At 60.7% G+C, this 18,667-nt stretch carries 17 protein-coding genes; 5 read left to right on the top strand and 12 right to left on the bottom strand.

Going from position 1 to position 18,667, the window contains the following annotated elements; translation table 11 throughout:
* Positions 1-222 precede the first annotated feature (222 nt).
* Positions 223-1,272, top strand: coding sequence for a VgrG-related protein (locus tag B9A12_RS07845; RefSeq protein ID WP_139796543.1), 1,050 nt, complete (start codon positions 223-225; stop codon positions 1,270-1,272).
* Positions 1,273-1,464: 192 nt separating this feature from the next.
* On the opposite strand, the gene B9A12_RS07840 is transcribed toward B9A12_RS07845, so the two are convergent.
* Positions 1,465-3,417: an acetoacetate--CoA ligase gene (locus tag B9A12_RS07840; RefSeq protein ID WP_084057343.1), complete on the bottom strand. Its 1,953-nt coding sequence runs from the start codon at positions 3,415-3,417 to the stop codon at positions 1,465-1,467.
* Between the two features lie 445 nt (positions 3,418-3,862).
* Entirely contained in the window at positions 3,863-4,213 is a 351-nt protein-coding gene (locus B9A12_RS07830) for a cupin domain-containing protein (protein WP_084057341.1), read from the bottom strand.
* 304 nt (positions 4,214-4,517) lie between these two features.
* Here B9A12_RS07830 and B9A12_RS07825 point away from each other — a divergent pair, with 304 nt between their 5' ends.
* The 4 genes from B9A12_RS07825 to B9A12_RS07810 all read left to right on the top strand — a co-directional run bounded on the left by B9A12_RS07825 (position 4,518) and on the right by B9A12_RS07810 (position 8,659).
* Positions 4,518-5,324: a sugar phosphate isomerase/epimerase family protein gene (locus tag B9A12_RS07825; protein WP_170920439.1), complete on the top strand. Its 807-nt coding sequence runs from the start codon at positions 4,518-4,520 to the stop codon at positions 5,322-5,324.
* Between the two features lie 25 nt (positions 5,325-5,349).
* Positions 5,350-5,679: an MTH1187 family thiamine-binding protein gene (locus B9A12_RS07820; protein WP_084057339.1), complete on the top strand. Its 330-nt coding sequence runs from the start codon at positions 5,350-5,352 to the stop codon at positions 5,677-5,679.
* Entirely contained in the window at positions 5,676-5,906 is a 231-nt protein-coding gene (locus B9A12_RS07815) for a KH domain-containing protein (protein ID WP_084057338.1), read from the top strand. Before B9A12_RS07820 ends, B9A12_RS07815 begins: the two co-directional genes overlap by 4 nt.
* A 284-nt stretch (positions 5,907-6,190) precedes the next feature.
* Positions 6,191-8,659, top strand: a complete 2,469-nt coding sequence (locus B9A12_RS07810) for a Lon protease family protein (RefSeq protein WP_084057337.1) — start codon at positions 6,191-6,193, stop codon at positions 8,657-8,659.
* An 88-nt stretch (positions 8,660-8,747) separates the two neighbouring features.
* On the opposite strand, the gene B9A12_RS17790 is transcribed toward B9A12_RS07810, so the two are convergent.
* From B9A12_RS17790 to B9A12_RS07760, 10 genes are all read right to left on the bottom strand, one after another.
* Positions 8,748-10,364, bottom strand: coding sequence for a bifunctional aminoglycoside phosphotransferase/ATP-binding protein (locus B9A12_RS17790; RefSeq protein ID WP_084057336.1), 1,617 nt, complete (start codon positions 10,362-10,364; stop codon positions 8,748-8,750).
* A gap of 226 nt (positions 10,365-10,590) precedes the next feature.
* Complete coding sequence (gene folE2 / locus B9A12_RS07800) at positions 10,591-11,364, bottom strand: GTP cyclohydrolase FolE2 (protein WP_084057335.1); 774 nt, start codon at positions 11,362-11,364, stop codon at positions 10,591-10,593.
* Positions 11,365-11,504: 140 nt separating this feature from the next.
* Entirely contained in the window at positions 11,505-12,284 is a 780-nt protein-coding gene (locus B9A12_RS07795) for an ATP-binding protein (RefSeq protein ID WP_084057334.1), read from the bottom strand.
* Between the two features lie 227 nt (positions 12,285-12,511).
* Positions 12,512-12,799, bottom strand: coding sequence for an FAD assembly factor SdhE (locus tag B9A12_RS07790; RefSeq protein WP_084057333.1), 288 nt, complete (start codon positions 12,797-12,799; stop codon positions 12,512-12,514).
* Positions 12,799-13,653 (bottom strand): esterase/lipase family protein, encoded by an 855-nt coding sequence (locus tag B9A12_RS07785; RefSeq protein WP_170920438.1) that lies wholly within the window; start codon positions 13,651-13,653, stop codon positions 12,799-12,801. Before B9A12_RS07785 ends, B9A12_RS07790 begins: the two co-directional genes overlap by 1 nt.
* A 1-nt stretch (position 13,654) precedes the next feature.
* Complete coding sequence (locus tag B9A12_RS07780) at positions 13,655-14,350, bottom strand: HAD family hydrolase (RefSeq protein ID WP_084057331.1); 696 nt, start codon at positions 14,348-14,350, stop codon at positions 13,655-13,657.
* A 16-nt stretch (positions 14,351-14,366) separates the two neighbouring features.
* On the bottom strand, positions 14,367-15,836 hold the full coding sequence (locus tag B9A12_RS07775; protein WP_245802383.1) for a thymidylate synthase: 1,470 nt from the start codon (positions 15,834-15,836) through the stop codon (positions 14,367-14,369).
* A 16-nt stretch (positions 15,837-15,852) separates the two neighbouring features.
* A complete protein-coding gene (locus B9A12_RS07770) occupies positions 15,853-16,449 on the bottom strand; it encodes a deoxycytidylate deaminase (RefSeq protein ID WP_084057330.1) in 597 nt (198 codons plus the stop codon).
* Positions 16,450-16,625: 176 nt separating this feature from the next.
* Complete coding sequence (locus tag B9A12_RS07765) at positions 16,626-17,633, bottom strand: ABC transporter ATP-binding protein (protein ID WP_084057329.1); 1,008 nt, start codon at positions 17,631-17,633, stop codon at positions 16,626-16,628.
* 51 nt (positions 17,634-17,684) lie between these two features.
* Positions 17,685-18,653 (bottom strand): ABC transporter ATP-binding protein, encoded by a 969-nt coding sequence (locus B9A12_RS07760; RefSeq protein ID WP_084057328.1) that lies wholly within the window; start codon positions 18,651-18,653, stop codon positions 17,685-17,687.
* Between the last annotated feature and the right edge of the window lie 14 nt (positions 18,654-18,667).

The following is an 18,667-nucleotide window of genomic DNA, read 5'->3' as shown; positions in this document are numbered from 1 at the left end:
ATGGGGGGCAAGATGGGACCGGTGCCCGGAACATTCTGCCGCGTTGGGGCGCTGGCAGGAAACCGCCTTGGGGGTGGGGGCGCGGGTCATATTTTCCGCCTTCCTCATGAGGCCTTGCTCCCAGCCGGAACCAGGCCCGGGATGTCTTTCTGATCGTCCATTGTGCACGAATATTGCTACAACTCTGCTTGAGTTCCATCCATTGCAGCAAGGGAGGCAATCTTGGCGGTACACTTTGTGCGAAAGCCCATACCGAAGCCCTCCATGTCCCCAGGGACCGAGGATCAGGCGCGCGTGCTGACCCGGTCGGTGGAACAGCGGGTCTTTCAGAGAGTTTTCCAGGCGGAACAAGGTCTTGCCGGCGAAGCCCCCCAGGGGCCCGCCGGGGAGGATTGGCGGATGCTCCGGGATCTGAGCGCCCCCCAGGCGGATCCCCAAGCGGCGCGTTCCCGTTTTAGCGCCATGGACAAACAGCAGATCCAGGCCGCCATCGTGGCGGCTTATATCAAGGCGTCCGCGTTGGGTTCCGGCCAATCTCTGTGGAGCGGTCCCTCTCTGTCCGGACTTTCTACGGTCGACCCCTCGCCCGTTGCCCTGCCCGAGGCGGTGGACGAAGAGGCCCCTTCCGTGGAACCTGTGCCGTTGGGAAGGCTCTCGTCGGCCTTCGAAGCGGGGCAGGAGGGAGTGGCCGCCGTGGGCTACGATCGGCGCGGCGGTACATCCTATGGCATCTATCAGTTGTCGTCCAAGACCGGCACCATGGATCGGTTCCTGGATTTTCTTAGGCAGCGGGAGCCCCAATGGGCCGCGAGGCTGGAGGCAGCGGGCCCGGCGGACACGGGCAGTCGAAACGGAGCGATGCCCCGAGTGTGGCGCCGGATCGCTCGCGAAAACCCCGAGCGTTTTGCCGCGCTCCAGCATGCCTTTGTGCGGGAAACTTACTACGAGGCGGCTGTGCGGGCGGTGGAAGCGGCCACCGGAATAAAGGTGGAGAACCTGTCCCGGGCCGCCCAAGAGGTGCTGTGGAGCACCGCCGTGCAGCACGGTCCCAAACGGGCTGCACGCTTCTTTGCCCAGGCGCTGAACCGTGCCGTGGGAAAGAATGGTGACGTGGATGAAGAAGCGCTCATCCGATCCATTTACCGGTTGCGGGAGCGAACGAGCCGCGTCTTCCACGGACCCGTACGGGATGCGCTGCTGAGCCGTTTTTCCCGCGAAAAGGAAGTGGCCTTGGCCCTGCTGCGAGGCGAGCCTCTGGACAGGCTGGCGTGAGGGACGGTCTGAGCTTGGTTTAAGTGGGCTCGGTTGGCTTGGGCTGCGGAGGCGTTCTTGGACATCCCATGGGCCGTCGGGTCCTGCCTGCCCCATGGACTACGATGGCCTCTTACCGCGGGGCCGAGGCCCCGCGGCGATGCAGGCTATCCCATTTTCCGACCCCGCATGGGTTTTTCGACCCCGCATGGGTCAAGACTGAAGTTCTGGAATATCCTTAAAATAATCGAGGGATTCCGGATTGGCCAGAGCGTCTTTGTTCTTCACTTCCTGGTTGTGGATCACCTTGCGAACGGCCAGCTCCACCTTCTTTCCGCTGATGGTGTAGGGAATGTCGGCAACGGCGATGATCTTGGCGGGCACATGCCGTGGCGTGGTGTTTTCCCGGATCGCCTTCTTGATCCGCTGGACCAGCTCGTCGGTGAGCTCGTGGCCCTCACGGAGTTTGACAAAGAGGATGACCCGTACATCGTTGTCCCAGTCTTGACCCACCACCAGGCTGTCCAGCACTTCGGGGATGGTCTCCACCTGCCGGTAGATTTCCGCCGTACCGATGCGAACGCCGCCGGGGTTCAGGGTGGCATCGGATCGCCCGTAAATGATGACCCCGCCCCGTTCGGTGATCTCGATGAAGTCTCCGTGGTGCCACACCCCCGGATAGACGGAAAAGTAGGCGTCCCGGTACTTTTGCCCGTCCGGGTCGTTCCAGAAGTAGATGGGCATGGAGGGGGCCGCCGCCGTGCAGACCAGCTCTCCTTTCTGACCGATCACGGGCCTTCCGTCCTCGTCCCAGGCCTCCACCTTCATGCCAAGCCCCCGGCACTGGAGTTCGCCGGCATAGACGGGGCCCATGGGGTTGCCCAGGGCGAAGCAGCTGATGATGTCCGTGCCGCCGGAGATGGACGACAGGCACAGGTCTTCCTTGATATCACGGTAGACGTATTGGAAGCTTTCGATGGAAAGAGGCGATCCGGTGGACAAGATGGCCTTGAGAGGCGTGAGGTCGTAGGTCTCCCTGGGTTTCACACCCGCCTTTTCCAGGGCGGCCAGGTACTTGGCGCTGGTGCCGAAGATGGTGATCTTTTCGTCCTGGGCCATCTGCCACAAGGATCCGGGATCGGGATAGAAGGGGGAGCCGTCGTACAACAAGGCGCGGGCCCCCAGGGCCAGGGAACTCACCAGCCAGTTCCACATCATCCAGCCGCAGGTGGTGAAGTAGAAGATGGTGTCGTCGCGTTTGAGGTCCGTGTGGAGCCCAAGCTCTTTCAGGTGCTGGATCAGGGTGCCCACCACGCCGTGAACGATGCACTTGGGCACTCCCGTGGTACCCGACGAATACATGATGTAGAGCGGATGATTGGCGGGGACTTGCTGGAATTGGATTTCCAGACCGCTTTCCTTGGCCATGAAATCCTCCAGGAGCACCCCGTTTCGCACGCGCCCCGGATCCGGATGGGGATCCGTGTAGGGCATGACCACCACCTTTTCGATGCTGGGCAGTTCCTTGAGGATCTCGGCAATGCGGCCCAGGGAATCGAAGGTCTTGCCGTTGTAGTAATAGCCGTCGGCGGTAAAGAGCACCCGGGGTTCGATCTGGCCGAACCGGTCCAGGACGCCCTTGATACCGAAGTCGGGGGAACAAGACGACCAGACGGCCCCCAGGCTGGTGGTGGCCAGCATGGCGATGACGGTCTCGATCATGTTGGGCACGAATCCGGCGATGCGGTCTCCGGGTTGGATGCCCATGTCCCGAAGGGACTTGGCCAGGCGGGCCACTCGATCGTAGAGCTCGGCGTAGGTGATATGGCGTGTGGCCTGCCCCTCGCCCTTGAAGCTCAAGGCAATGCGGTCATCGCGGTAGCGCAGCAGGTTTTCGGCGAAGTTGAGCTGGGCGCCTTCGAACCATCGAGCGCCGGGGAGCTTTTTCACATCATCCACCACCTGATCATAGGATCGGCTGCAAAGGATGTGGCTGTAGTCCCAGAAAGTGGCCCAAAAGGTGGGAATCTCGGTGACAGACCATTGGTAGAGCTCTTCGTAGGTGCGGAAAGATTGACCATGCCGCTCGTTCACGTATTGCAGGAATTGATACATGTTGGAGTTTTGAATGCGCTCTTCGCTGGGTTGCCACAGGAGTTTGCTCATGGAATGCCTCCCTTGCAGATAACGGTGAAACGGACCGAACCTTCACATGGGCTGGAGGATAGCGCCCTACAAGCTTGGCCTCCAGCCCCAAAGGGGGACGTCTTGGCCGGTGCCGGCCGCCGAGAGCAGATCGGGAACGGGGAAAGAGCGCTTGGGGAACGGGAGTGTGCGATGCGTCTGCTCATGGCTTGGATGTTTTGGGGTGATCCAAACCGCGAAACCACTCACGAGAAGCCATTCTAGCAGGCTTTGGGTATGAACCAAAGTTAAAAATGAACAAACTTTCTCAATCCAGGGGCGGGCGGTCTGGGACGGGGAGCTCAAGCGCTCCGCTAAGACCACTTCGAAAAGGGGTGGCGCTGGCAGGGGCCGGCTGGCGCCCTTCCCACAGCCGCCCGACAACCTGGCTGGATCTTTCGACGGTCCCTTGCCGCGCCTTTTTGACTCACAGTTCCGGTGGTCCAGCGGGGATGAGGCATACGAAGCGAAGGGGCGCCGCCGAGGTGTTCTTGATCTGATGGTCTTCGTTGGGGGCAATGAAGATCGCGTCGCCGGTCCGCACGGGTACCCATTGGCCGTCTTTGAGAACGGAGCCTTCCCCGTCGTGGATGAAGATCTCGTGTTCCCAGTCATGGGTATGGCGCGGCGTGTGCCCGTCGGGTTCCAGTTCGAAAAGGCGCATGCAGAAATTGGGCGCGCCGTCTTCTTTGCCTATCAAAACGCGGCCGGCGACACCCTTGGCAACGTCGTTGTCGAAACGAGTGGGTTCCACGTTCGTATAGGATTGGATCTTCATGGAAATCTCTCCTTTTGAACCGATGCGTCCTCCCTTCGCGTGCAGGCTCCAACAAGCGCGGGCATTGACCAAAGAATCTCGGGGTCGGCCCCAGCGGTGTGGGGCTCCATCACCATAAGCCGATCCCCGGGGCGGACGCAAGTGGCTTTGGTAAGGGGCCGCCCGGATGGGCGGCCGGGAAGAGGCGAGGGGGTCCGGGTGCGCGGCATTCCGGGAAGCCGCCGGTGGAAACAGGTGGCCTGCAGGTGGAGGATCCCCTACAATGGGGGCGTGGGGAACCGGGACTCTTTTTTGGAGGAAGCCCTTGAAGTCCGTATGGTTCGATGAAAAGGCTCGGCGGGTACTGGAGCAGGTCCATGTGAATATGCCTTGGAGGTTCCTGGGGGAGTACCGGGAATTGATTTTACGGGAAGGCATCAATCTGGAGCTGGGCTTTTCCGGGGAGGAATTGGACCGCTTGGATCTGCGGGACGTGGAAAAAACGGTCGCCGAACTTGGCGCATCCCAATGTGGACTCACGGTCCACGGGCCTTTCTGGGAGTTGTGCCCGGGCAGCCAGGACCCTCTGATCCGGCAGGTGACGCGGCTTCGTCTCCATCAGCTGGTGGACGTGGCGGCGGTGGTGAAACCGGTGCAGGTGGTGTGTCATACGGGATACGATCCCCGCCATCATCGCGGCCAGATGGAGGCGTGGCTGGACCGTGCCCTGAAGGTGTGGGAGCCGGTCTTGCGGCGCCTGGAGGGGCTTGGCATTCGGCTTTGTCTGGAAAACGTTTGGGAAGAGGACCCGGAGCTGCATCGAAAGATATTCGAGCGGTTGTCGAGTCCGTTTTTGGGTTTCTGCCTCGATGTGGGCCACCAGCACTCCTTTTCTGGTACCCGGCTGTCGGTGTGGTGGGAGACGTTGGAGGACAAGATCCTGGAGCTCCACCTCCACGACAACGGAGGAGACCGGGACGAGCATCTGCCGGTGGGACGCGGTACCGTGGATTTCCACGACCTTTTTGGCAGGATCCAGGCTTTGGATCCACGGCCGGTCCTGACGGTGGAGCCTCACAAATTGGCGCACCTGGTGGAAACGGTGCGGGCCTTGACGGTTTGGTTGGGATGAGGGAAGCGAAAGGAGGAGGCGGGCCATGGCCATTGTGGAAGTGAGCGTGGTGCCTCTGGGAACGGGCCATACGAGCCTGAGTTCCCATGTGGCCGGGGCCTTGAAGGTGGTGGAAGAAAGCGGGCTGCGTTACGAATTGACAGGCATGGGAACGATCCTCTATGGAGATTTGGATGCTATCCTCACGGTGGTGCGTCGTATGCACGAAAGCTGCTTCGACCGCGGCGTCCAGCGGGTCTTGACCCAGGTACGCATCGATGACCGCAGGGACAAGACCAACACACCTCAGGAAAAGGTGGCATCGGTCCGACAGAAGATGGCAACGGGGGACGGGGAAGGGAAAGGGAGTCCATGAAGGAACTTGTGGAATATCTGGTTAAGGCGATGGTGGATCAGCCCGAAAAGGTCCTATTGGCTCAGCGCACTCAGGATGAGTCCATATTTCTGGAACTGACGGTGGCTTCGGACGACATGGGAAAGGTGATCGGCCGGCACGGAAAGACCATTGACGCGTTGCGAACCGTGACACAGATGGCCGCTGCCAGTCGAGACCGTCGGTGCCGATTGGAACTTCTGGGCTGATGGGACGGCGGCCCATGGGGGCGCGAATCCCGGCGGGTCAGCGGCGGGGTGGCAAAAAATTCTGGAATGTTTATATCAAAGCGGACGCAGGCTTCCGTTGTGAGGCCCTTACCCCCCCACCATGCAGGACTCAGGACCCATCGCCCATAACGCATCAGGGTTTCCGCGATGGGGATAACATGCTCTACTTGGAGTGATCTGCGGCGTGGAAGGGATGTTGGCTGCTGGCCCGAAGGATCTGTACGGAAACACCCACAACAGCAGTAGGATGCGGAGGAGAGAACATGCCGAGTGTGTATAAAGAAGTGCCAGTGCAAGAGCTTCGTGGGTGCGTGGAGCCCGAGACCCTCCCCTTTGAGCACACGGGGGCGTTGGAGCCGCTGGAAGAAGGCGTGGTGGGGCAAGAACGTGCCATCGACGCCATCAAGTTCGGCATGGGCATGAAGGAGAAGGGCTACAATATCTACATCGCCGGACCGGGTAAAGCGGGGCTCACCTACATCGCCAGGACCTTTCTGGAAGAGCAGGCCAAGAAGGAGCCGACCCCTCCCGATTGGTGTTACGTGCACAACTTCAAGCAACCGGACGAGCCCAAGAGCCTGAAACTGAGTGCGGGGCGTGGCAAAGAGCTCAAGAAGGACATGGAGGAGTTCATCAACACCCTCCAGGCCAAGATCCCGGAAGTGTTCGACAGCGAAGACTATCGAGCCAAGGAAACCGAGGTCCAACAGGCTTTCGAGAAGCGCCGCCGGGAGATCGTCGACGAACTGTCGGAGATCGCCAAGGAAGAAGGGTTCATCCTCCAATTTTCCCAGGTGGGCATGGTGATTATTCCGGCCAACCAAGAGGGCCAGCCCATGAGCCAGGAGGAGCTCAGTGAACTGAGCGAGGAGGAAAAGAAGGCTCTGCGGGAAAAGAGCGATGAGCTCCAGGAAAAGATGAAGGCCGCCATCAAACGCATCCGCGAAGCGGAGGCGGAATTCAAGGAAAAACACGCCAAGCTGGACAACGAGATCGCGCTCTTTGTGGTGGGCCAACTGATCGAACACTATGTGGAAAAATATCAGGACGAGCCGGAGGTTCTGGACTACCTGAAGGCGGTGCAGGAAGACATCCTGGAAAACATCGACGACTTCAAAAAGAAGCCGGAAAGCCAGCAGCAGATGGGGCCCTTTCCGGTCCAGCCCAAGGAGGCGGTCTTTCGAAAGTACGATGTGAACGTCCTCATCGACAATTCCGAGACGGAAGGGGCGCCGGTGGTGATCGAATCCAACCCGGCCTATCCCAACCTTTTTGGGACGATCGAGCGCCAGGCGTGGTTCGGAGCCCTCTTTACGGATTTTACGATGATCAAGCCGGGGGCGTTGCACAAGGCCAACGGCGGTTACCTGGTCATGAAGGCCCTGGACCTTCTCAAGTGGTATTTGTCTTGGGAGGCCGTCAAGCGCGCATTGCGCGATGGAGTGATCAAGATCGAAGACCTGGGAGAGCTCTACGGGATCTTCAGCACCCGGACCATCCGGCCCGAACCCATCCCCTTGGACGTGAAGATCGTCCTGACCGGGGATCCCTACCTCTTCCATTTGCTCTACATCTACGACGACCGGTTCCAGAAGCTTTTCAAGGTGAAGGCGCATATGGATGATCAGATGGAGCGCAAAGATGAGGCCATCTTGCAATGCGCCCGCATGATCAGCCGCTTCTGCCAGGAGAACCAAATCCGGCACCTGGACCGTTCGGGCGTGGCCCGCGTCCTGGAATACAGCATGGAGGTGACCGGGGATCGGGACAAGCTGAGCCTGGAACTGGGCGATATCAGCGATCTTCTTCGGGAAGCCAACTATTTCGCCGGCCTGGACAACGCCCAGTTCATCGGTAGAGACCACGTGCACCAGGCGATCCAGAAAAGGATCTACCGCGCGAACCTCATTGAAGAGCGGATCAAGGAGCTGGTCAAAAAAGACATCTTCTGGGTGGAGACCACCGGCGAAAAGGTGGGCCAAGTCAACGGCCTGTCCGTGCTCATGACCGGAGATCACGAATTCGGAAAGCCGAACCGAATCACGGCCACCGTTTCCGTGGGTCGGGAAGGCGTGGTCGCCATCGAGCGGGAATCCAAGCTCAGCGGCAACATCCACACCAAGGGGGTGCTCATTCTTTCCAGCTTCCTCAAGGAGCGCTTCGCCCACAACAAGCCCATCTCTTTGTCGGCGTCGCTTTGCTTTGAGCAGAGTTACGGCATGGTGGACGGAGACAGCGCCTCCAGCACGGAGCTCTATGCGATCCTGAGTGCTCTATCCGGTGTGCCCATCAAGCAGGGGATCGCGGTGACGGGATCCGTGAGCCAGAAGGGAGAAATCCAGCCGGTGGGCGGCGTGACCCAAAAGATCGAGGCCTTCTTTGACATCTGCGCCCACAAGGGCCTCACGGGTGATCAAGGGGTGATCATCCCCGAAAAGAACGTGCCCAACCTCATGCTCAAGCAGGAAGTGGTGGATGCGGTCCAAGAAGGCAAGTTCCACATCTGGCCCGTGTCACGTATCGAGGAAGGCATCGAGATCCTGACCGGTGTTCCCGCCGGTGAGCTGCAACCCGACGGGACCTATCCCGAAGGGACCGTGTTCCGCAAGGCGGACGACCGACTGCGGGAGATCGCCGAGATCGTCAAGCGCTTTGGAAAGGACGAAAACGGGGACGACAAGGCCTCGGCAGACGATGGAAACGGTGGGGGATGTCCCACCTGCGAGCGCTAGACGGCGGGCCTGAGGGTCGTTATCCAAGCCGCCAAGGGCCGCCGGGGTGCGCCGTGCCAACGCGGGGGACGAGAGCCATCACTTCCTGTCACCCATCGGCTTGGGAGGCGCGCCGGCGGCTCTGTTTTGAAAGAAGGGGATAGGCGGCGTTCATGGCCTTGAGAACCGTCTCGTGATGGGGCGCTTGCGTGTCGATTCGGCACAGAACGTCTTCGGGAAGATCGTCGGTGGGCTCGTACGTTTCCAGGAATCCGGGCAGGTGATGCAGGCGGGCGTCGGAATCGGTCGGTTTCGTTTCGCGGGCCCGGAGACGCTCTTCCAGCACGGCGGTGGGGCAGCCGCATTCCAGGAAGACGATGGAGCCGTCCAAGTCGTCGGCAAGCCGAAGGGCTTCCCGGCGCCATCTGCCTTGGGAAAAGGTGGCGTCCACGATGACGGATCGGCCGGAACGCAGCCGGTCGTGGGCCCGGGCAAGGAGCTGGGCATAAACCTGTTTTTTCCTTTCCGGCCTGTACATTCCTTTGCCAAAGGAGGTTACCGAGGGGGCCTGTTCCGGTCGGTCCATGAGCTCACGGCGTATCTGATCGGAATGGATCGCGTCGATTTCCAGGAGTGAAGCCAAGGAGCGGGCCAGTCTCGATTTTCCCGATGCGGGCAGCCCGCAGCAGATCCACAAGGTGGGTGTGGCAAAATGGACCGCGTGGCGGTATGCCTGCTGGAGGTAGCGGCGGGCCGATTGGATCAGCGGCTTGCGATCCCCCTTGGGCAATTGGTCCGCCCGAAGGCAGCAGACCTTGACGCGGACCATGGCCCTGTAGCAGGCGTAAAAATCGAGCAGTCGGTAGAGGCCGGGGTCCCGGGCCGCTTCCACGTAGGCCGAGAGGGCCCGGTGACTCCATTGGGCGGCACCCGCCAGGTCCAGGTCCATGTGGAGAAAGGCCAGATCCACGGCCGTATCCCCGTAGCGAAAACGATCGTTGAATTCGATGCAGTCGATGATCTGCAGCGATTCGGCAAAATAGATGTGATCCGGGCGTAGATCCCCGTGGCCGTCTCGGATTCTTCCCTGGGCGATGCGGTTCATGAAAAGCCCGCTGTGGCGGTTCAAGAAATGATCGGCCACGGTCCCAATGAATTCCCAGCGCTCCCGGTCCAGCCAGGTTCCTGCGAACCGCTCCGTCTGAGCGAAATTTTCCTGCACGTTGTAGGTGATGGCCTCGGGCATGCCGAAACGGTCGATCTCCCGGCTTCGTTGGGCGGATGCGTAAAAGGCAGCCAGCCGCCGCCCCAAGGCTTCCATGGCTGCGGGGACCAAGGTTCCGGCCTTCAGGCGGGCCTCCAGGCTGTGGCTGGGATCCAGTTGGCGCATACAAACGGCGTATTCCACCTCCTGGCCGGGCCCATCCAGGCTCAGGCGGCCGTTCGAGTCCCTTCGGACGGCCGCAACACCCAAGTAGACGCCGGTGCTGAGGCGCTGGTTCAGACGCACTTCCTCATGGCAGAAACGGTGCCTGTCTTCCAGGCGGCTATAATCCAGAAAGCCCAAGTCCACCGGTTTCTTCAGCTTATAAACCTTTTCACCCGTGAGAAAAACGGTGGAGATGTGGGTGTCCATGCGCCGTATTTCCGTGACGGCATGGGGGTAGAAGGTGGGGTTCAAAAAAGCGGCACAAACCTCATCCCATGTGTCCCGATCCCGTCTCATGGGGGTTCCTCATGCGCAGTTTGAACCCAAGCACTCGCGAATCTCCCTGTAATCTTATTAAAACCGCGTGCCGCTTTTCCAGCAAGTGCAGGGGGCCGCGCCATGGCTCGACTCGCGCATGGCGGCCTTCATGGTGGGTGGCGGAGCGGTGTGATGCGCCTTGATGCAAGTAGGGAGGAGGGCTTGGGATCCCAAGCCGCCGCCCGGGACGAGAGGCCCGCGCGACTCAGCGCATGCGCTCTATGAAGGCGTAGGCACTGTGGTTGTGGATGGATTCGAAATTTTCCACGTCCACCTGAAACCAGGTGATGTCCTCGTTTTGTTTCAACTCAAAGGCCACGTCCCGAACCACGTCCTCCACGAACTTGGGGTTTTCGTAACCCTTTTCGGTCACGAACTTTTCGTCCGGTCGCTTGAGCAGGGAATAGACTTCGCACGAGGCGGCCTCTTCCACGATGCGCACCAGGTCCTCGATCCACATGAACCTGTTGAAACGCACCGCCAGGCGGGCCATGCCTCGTTGATTGTGGGCGCCGTGGTTGCTGATTTCTCGTGAGCAGGGGCAGACCGTGGTGATGGGGACGTTCACTTCCACCACCAGGTCGTAGCCGTCCTGGTCGCTCAGGGACCCAGAGACCCGGCACAGGTATTCCATCAGCCCGGGCGTGCCGGTGACGGGCGAATTCTTTTCGATGAAATAGGGAAAGGCGATTTCCAGGTGGGCGGATTGGGCGTTGAGCCGCTCCTGCATGGCCTCCAGAATCTTGGAAAATTCCCGTATGTCCAGGTGGCCGTAGAACTCGTTGAGGATCTCGATGAAACGGCTCATGTGCGTGCCCTTGAACTTGCGGGGCAAGTTCACGTACATATTGATGCTGGCCACCGTGTGCTGGACGCCGTTTTTCTTGTCCATGACGGTGATGGGATAGCGGATGTTTTTCACCCCCACCTTGTCGATGTTGATGTTGCGATGGTCCAATTGACTCTGCACGTCGATCATGGAAAGTGCCGTCCTAGTGTGTGCGAGCGCTCAAAATTGAAGGCGCGTCGTTGCGGGGATCCGGCCCCCTTCCACCGGCATGAGCAATCCCGCCTCTATCACATTCTCACGGGTGGAGCCGCTCGCAGGAAGGCCACCGGTTACGAAGGCTGTTGTTGTTCTTTCAGGTTCTCGGCGATGGCCGTGAGGGCCGCCCGAGTCTTCTCTCCCACATCCTCGGCGACGGTTCCCGCCAGATCCGCTTCAATGATCGCCTCATCGTAGGGAACAAAGCCCAGAAACCTGTATCCGGGCAGCTGGTCCTGGAGGAACGCAGCGTCCCTGTCGCTTCGGATCTTGTTTCCCACCACGTAGAGGTTGTCGATACCGATGTCCTTGGCCAGCTGTTCCACCTTGAGGGCTGTTTCGATGCTCCGCCGGCCCGGTTCCACCACCACGATGAGGGCATTGACGGCTCGGGAGGTGCCGCGGCCCAGATGTTCAATGCCCGCCTCCATGTCCATGACCACCACTTCGTCGCGCCGAAGGATCAGGTGATGGACCAGGTTCTTGAGAAGCACGCTCTCGGGGCACACACACCCGGTGCCTCCCTTCTTGACCCCTCCCATGACCATGAGGCGGATGCCGTTGCCGCAGGGGACGGCTACCTTTTCGGGCAGGTCATCCACCTGGGGGTTCATCTTGAAAAATCCCCCGAAGCTCCCCGGAACCGATTCCGTGCGCTCGGCGATGAGCTGCTTCATCTGAGAGATGGGTACCAGTTCGCCGGCGTCCCGAACCCCCAGGGCATGACCCAGATTGGCGTCCGGGTCGGCGTCAATGGCCAGAACCGATTTTCCCTGCGAGGCGAACCAGCGCGCCAGAAAAGCCGATAGGGTGGTCTTTCCAACTCCGCCTTTGCCGCTGACCGCGATCTTCACAATGCGCTCCTTATCTCAATACCATGTTCGCCTTGTGCATGCTCACTTCCGCTGTTATGGGCCTTGTAATACTTTCGCCATCCCGTTGCAATCCCCAATGTGGTGTCGGGCGGGGCGCTGAATGTGTGAAAGAGTGAACACAGTGCTAGGGGCCCGCGCTTGCGGTCTGCAGGGTAGCCCAACGAGACATCCGCGCTTTCAGGAAAACCGCCTTCTCGGACAAGCTCTCAATCGGGCTGGGTTCGGAGCGTTTCCGAGCGCGCCCCTTCGACGATCTTGGCAAAAAGGGTCTGGTTGTAACCCTGGGGGATGGGCCTTTGTCCCAAGGAGATGGCCAGAAGGTCCATGTCGTCCAAGGTGAGGATCTGTTCCAGGTCCAGAAGTTCCTGGGCCGTTAGATCGTCCGCGTTTTTCTCCCAAAAGCGCATGAGCAAGAGCTCCAATTCCTGGGTGGCACGCCGACGACACAGGTAGTGGAGCTTTCTTTTCAGGACATCCAAGGATTCTGAATGCATCAGCTCTCCTTTTCCGGCTTCCTGCAGTGATCGATGGATGCCAGCACTCGGGACAAGACACCCGGATGGTAGAGCATGGCCACGTGACTCACAGGCTGGGTCCACTCCAGTTGCCAATGGTCGTCAACGGGCACAAGGGCTTCCATGGGAAGCACCATGTTGTCCACGGGGGATGCCAGGGCGATACGGGGATAGGGCACCGAAGGGTCGTCCCCTTGCAGCCCTTGGATGAGGGGACCGCGATAACGCAGGGATCGGCCCAGGCGACCGAAGGCAAAGACGGCCAACCGGCTCCCCTGGTGGGGAGAGCCCAGGGTGACGATTCCCCCGATGGGAAGCCCGGACAAACGCCGGGCGGCGGCCCGGCACAAAAGCCCGCCCAGGCTGTGACCCACCAGCACCAGGGGCCGCTGGGGAGCCTGGGTATGAACCTGCTGGACGGACTGGATGAGTTGGGCCGCAATGCCTTGGAAGTCCCTTTTCCAACTGCTGTATTCAAAGGTCACCACATCCCGGAAGCCGGCCCGGACCAGGCGACGCCGGAGCAGCCACCAGGCACTGCGGTTATGATACAGCCCGTGCACGAGAAAAATGACGGGTTCCGATGCCTCCGGATCGAGTTTGGGCCGAGAGTGCTTTTTTCCGAACCAGGCGGTGGGAAAGGCCAGCACCAGGAGGATCTGGGCCATGGTCCCCGTGAGGATGCCGGTGAGGATCCAGCGGCCGGGATGTCCCCCGGAAAGGTGCCGGAGCCGCTCCAGGCCGGCACCATTGGCCGTATCGTACCAATAGAGTAGATAGGTGAGGCAGGAAGCCCCCAAAAACAGACTGAGGATGACGAGCCCAAAGAACATCTCACACTCCCAGGTTGGCGAAAAAGTCCAGCACTTCCTCGAGCGACGAAACACAGCCATGCGGCCGGGGGCATCGGCCGTTGACCAGGTCCACCAGGAGCTCTCTTTCCCGTTCCGGCCGGCAAAGAATCCAAAGTCCTTTCATGCCGGCCTTTTGGGCTGGGGCGATGTCCAGCTCATAGCTGTCACCAATCATCCAGCATGTATCCGCTCCGGCTTCCTCGGCCGCTTGGCGACCCGTTTCATAAACGCTTGGATGCGGCTTCTTCTTTCCAAAGCGGTAACTGAGAAGGCAGAAGTCACTGAGGCGGATGATCTCTGGGCAGGTTCTTCGAAAGCCTTCAAAGAAGGGATGCCAGATGTTGGAGATGAGCCCCACGCGGCATCCGCGGCCCTTTAGGGTGCGGATGAGTTCCGAGGCGGGTTCGATTTCCCGGACGCAAAGGATCTGGTCTTCCCAGATCTCACACACGGCCCGGTGAATCTGCGTCACGGGGTGGTCCGGAAGAACCCGGGCAATGGCTTTGCTCAGCACCTCCGGCTCGGTGCAGGGCGTCGTCATGATCAGTTTGCCCACCCGCTTGGTCTGCTTCTCGTCCAGTTGAAGCGCTGTGCCCAACAGGCGGCGAGGCGATTGGGCGGCGCCGGTGACCAGGGTGTGGCCGATGTCGAAAAAGACAAAAGGCTTGGATGGCACGAAGATTCGTTCCTTTCTATTCCTGCACGAAGGGGGTTCCGGTTCGCAGGCACCATTCGGCCCGTTCCAGTTGCCGTCCCAGGTAGAGCGCGTGGTTGATGTCGGACAAGGCGCCGTCGCGTGCAATCTCGTGCTGAAGTTTGGATGCCTTCGGGTGACGGTATTCCTTGAGGGTGATGTCCCCGTGGCGATGCTCCACCACAATGGCGTCCCGGTCCAGACTGATTCGGAAATACCCCATGGGATCCTCTCGGTAGCCGAAGGGGCGCTGCGCTGCGATGAGGGCCGCCCGGTCCATCTGGGATTCGTCCAGGCTGATGGAGTGGCTGACAACGGTGATGGGGCCGGGAGGAATCCCGGTCTTCGATGCCACGAAATCGAGGATGGCCATGAGACCGTAGAAGTTGACAAGCCAGGCGTCCAGGGCGTTGTGGGTTCGAAAGGTAGCCGTGAGGGTGAGAGCGTCCTGGAAGGTGCGAAAAAAGAGGCTGACCAGGCAGGGATGTCCTTTGGGCGCCGTGAGATCCCGGCGCGGATCCCAGAGCACCACATAGGCCTTGCGATCCTGGGGATCTTCAACGAGGCGGCGGGCCGCCTCCGTGAGTGCGTCCACGCCGAAGTAACGGCGGAGCCTGTGGCCGTAGGTGTAGGTTTCATCGCCGGCCAGCAGGGGACTCAGGATGTCTTGCTGGTACTGTCCCAGCCGGTCGGGATCCAGACCGAACCGGTCCAAATCCTTTGAGGAGATGGGACCGGGCCGTTCCACCACCACCTTCACGTTTTGGAGCTCGCGACGTTTGCCCTTGGCGAGGGTCACCGGGCGGCCGAACCGGTGAAGGACGGAGATGAGCTGCAGCCAGGCGCCCAGGGGCTCGTCGGCACAGATCACGTGGGCCCGCGGATTGCTCGGAAAGGTGCTGACCCGAACCTGGGGCAAAGGAATCTCCACGCGTTCCAGCAAGCCCCCGGACTCAGGGGCGTAGGATGCGAGAAAATCCCTGAGTCGGTCCAGGGCTTCCTTGTCTTGGGGCGTTCCGAAAACGCGGATCCGGGGAGGGCGGGCGAAATCCTCGGGACGCACCAGATCGTCAATCACTCGGGAGGTGCCCCGGATGCGTACGGCGCGGGGACTTCGGCCGCCCACCGGGACATATTCCAGCGCAGCCCCTGAGCAGGGCTCCAGACCATGCTGGAAGAAGGCGGAGAGTTCCTCGAGAGACCCGGAACGGTTGCGTCCCAGGACGAGCAAGGTGTCGATCTGGGGATTGTGGAGCAGGTTGCGAAGGAGCTCCCTCAGGCCGTTGCCGTAGAGCGTTCCCACGGCGGCGATGGGGCTGGTGGCGGGATCCAGGTTGATGTGGGCCTGGCGTAGGCGGCGAAGCACATAATCGGGCTGGGACCAAAGGGTGAGGAGGCCCACCGTGCCCCGGGGGTTGATGCGGCGTATCGAGTCACCGAAAAAGAGGGGAATGAACTCCAGGGTCATGGTGCCGTCGCCTGCCTCAGGACGATTCCGTTCCCGGCACGTAAAAGTCCGTGGGGGCGCTTCTTCGCCGGGAGGTGATGTTGCGGATGTCCGACAGGATATAGTCGTAGGTTTCCGCCGAGATGATGAGCTGTTCGAAGACCTGGATGCCGGCTTCCTGGATGGCCTCTTTCCAGAAACGATCCCGCTCGGGAGTGGCCGATTCGTATTGGTGCTCGTAGTAGATGGCCCGGATCCGGGCGGTGGCGATCAGCTTCAGGCACACGTAGCAAGGGGCCAACGTGGTGTAAAGTGTGGCTCCGGCGATGGAGATGCCGTAGCGGGCCGCCTGGGCAATGGCGTTGGCCTCTGCATGGCTCGCTTTGCAGAAGTTGTATTTGTCGATGTCCGGAACTCCCAGGCTGCGCCGGTAGCAAAAGGGGGTTCCATTCACATCGGGCATGTCGATGCAGTGGGGCGCTCCCGGCATGGCCCCGTTGTAGCCGGTGGCCAGGATGTGATTGTCCTTGACGATGACGGCACCGGTGGGCCGGGAGTTGCACGTGGAGCGTGTGCTCACGATCTTGGCGACGAGCATGAAGTATTCGTGCCAGCTGGGGCGTTTTCGTGCCATGGCGCAATGCCTTTCCACATTACCAAAAGGAATACGGGGGTTCGTGCTGAACTGTAAACCTCCGGCGCTGGAGGGTGGGTGGCGGTTTCCCTCTCGCCTACCAACTTTTGTCTTGACCCGTGTACCACCTTTCTCGCAGCTCGTCCACCGTCACCGAATGCTGGCTGGGTCTTCCGTCAACCCAAGGTTTCGTCCACCTCGTCGCCGTAGAGGAAACACCGAATCCAGTGTCGGTCGCCGTTTTCCTTGAGTCGCGGAGCGGCATGGCGGCATTGTTCCATGGCCTTGGGGCATCGGGTGTGGAAGTGGCACCCGGAAGGCGGATTGAGCGGGCTGGGCAGGTCGCCCGTGAGTCCCTGTCGCTGCTTCTTCCGGTCCGGGTCCGCGATGGGGGCGGCTTCCAGCAGGGCCTGTGTATAGGGATGGAGCGGGTTTCGATACAGCTCCGCCTTGTCGGCCAGTTCCACGATGCGCCCCAGGTACATGACGGCCACCCGATCACTGATGTGTCGAACCACGGAAAGGTCATGGGAAACGAAGAGATAGGTGAGGTGAAATTCTTCCTGCAAGTCCATGAGCAGGTTGATGACTTGGGCCTGGATGGACACGTCCAGGGCCGAGACGGGCTCGTCACAGATGATGAGTTCCGGCTGCAGGGCCAGGGCGCGGGCGATGCCGATACGCTGTCGCTGGCCTCCGCTGAATTCATGGGGATAGCGATTGATGTGTTCCGGGCGCAGTCCCACCACGTTCATGAGGTGGCGGACCCGGTCCAAACGCTCCTGCTCCGTGCCCACCTTGTGGATCACCAGTCCTTCGCCGATGATGCGGCCCACGTTCTGGCGGGGGTTGAGCGAGGAGTAGGGATCCTGGAAGATGATCTGCATCTTGCGCCGAAGGGGGCGCATTTCGTCCCGGGAAAGCGCCAGGATGTCACGGCCGTCGTAGAGGATCTTTCCGGCGGTGGGCCGTTCCAGCCGCAGGATCAGTCGGCCCAGGGTGGACTTACCGCAGCCGCTTTCTCCCACAAGACCCAGGGTTTCACCCCGATGGATCGCCAGGCTGACGCCGTCCACGGCCTTCACCGCTCCCACCTGCCGTCGGAAAACGCCGCCCGTGACGGGGTAGTGTTTTTTGACCTGTTCCAGAATGACCAGTTCCGAACCGTTTCCGATGTGTGCCATATCTCGATTCTCTTGATGGTAGCCCGTGAAAGGATTCACCCAAGGGGGCGCCTAGTGGAAGAGCCAGCAGCGGACCGAGTGACCGTCCTTGGGGGCGGTCAGGGGCGGCTCTTCGGCACGGCACCGGTCGAAGGCGTGGCGGCACCGATCGTTGAACTTGCACCCCACGGGAAGGGCCAGCAGGCTCGGCACCACCCCAGGAATGGCTTCCAGGCGCCGCCGCTGGTCATCGCTCATACTGGGGATGGATCGCATGAGCCCTCGGGTGTAGGGGTGCAGCGGATCGTGAAAAAGCTGCTTTACCGGCGCTTCCTCCACCACCCGACCGGCGTACATAACCACCACGTGTTGGGCGGTTTCGGCCACGACGCCCAGATCGTGGGTGATGAGCAAAATGGCGGTTCCCGTGGTGCGACTCAGTTCGTCCATCAGTTCCAGGATCTGCGCCTGAATGGTCACGTCCAGAGCCGTGGTAGGCTCATCGGCGATGATCAGTTTGGGATTGCAGGCCAGGGCCATGGCGATCATGACACGCTGGCGCATCCCGCCGCTCATTTGGTGGGGATAATCCTTGATCCGGCTTTCCGGCGAGGGGATGCCCACCATGCGGAGCAGCTCCACGGCCCGATCCATGGCCTCGGGGCCTTTCATGTTCTCATGAAGCTCCAGCACCTCGGCGATTTGGTCTCCGACCCGGAAGACGGGATTGAGCGACGTCATGGGTTCCTGGAAGATCATGGAGATCTTGTTGCCCCGAATGGATCGCATACGGTTTTCGGAAAGGGTGAGTAGATCGGTGCCTTCAAAGAAAATGCGGCCTCCCACAATGCGCCCTGGGGGCTCGGGAATGAGGCGCATGATGGAAAGGGCCGTGACGCTCTTACCGCAGCCGGATTCGCCCACAATACACAGGGTCTTGCCCGCGTCCAGGGAAAAGCTCACGTCGTCCACGGCCGTGGCCACGCCGCGATCCGTAAAGAAGTAGGTTTTGAGGTTTTGGACTTCCAGCAGTTTGGTCATGGGCACAATCCTCG

Source organism: Desulfacinum hydrothermale DSM 13146, assembly GCF_900176285.1.
Classification (GTDB): Bacteria; Desulfobacterota; Syntrophobacteria; order Syntrophobacterales; family DSM-9756; genus Desulfacinum; species Desulfacinum hydrothermale.
This window is presented reverse-complemented; position numbering and strand designations above follow the sequence as displayed.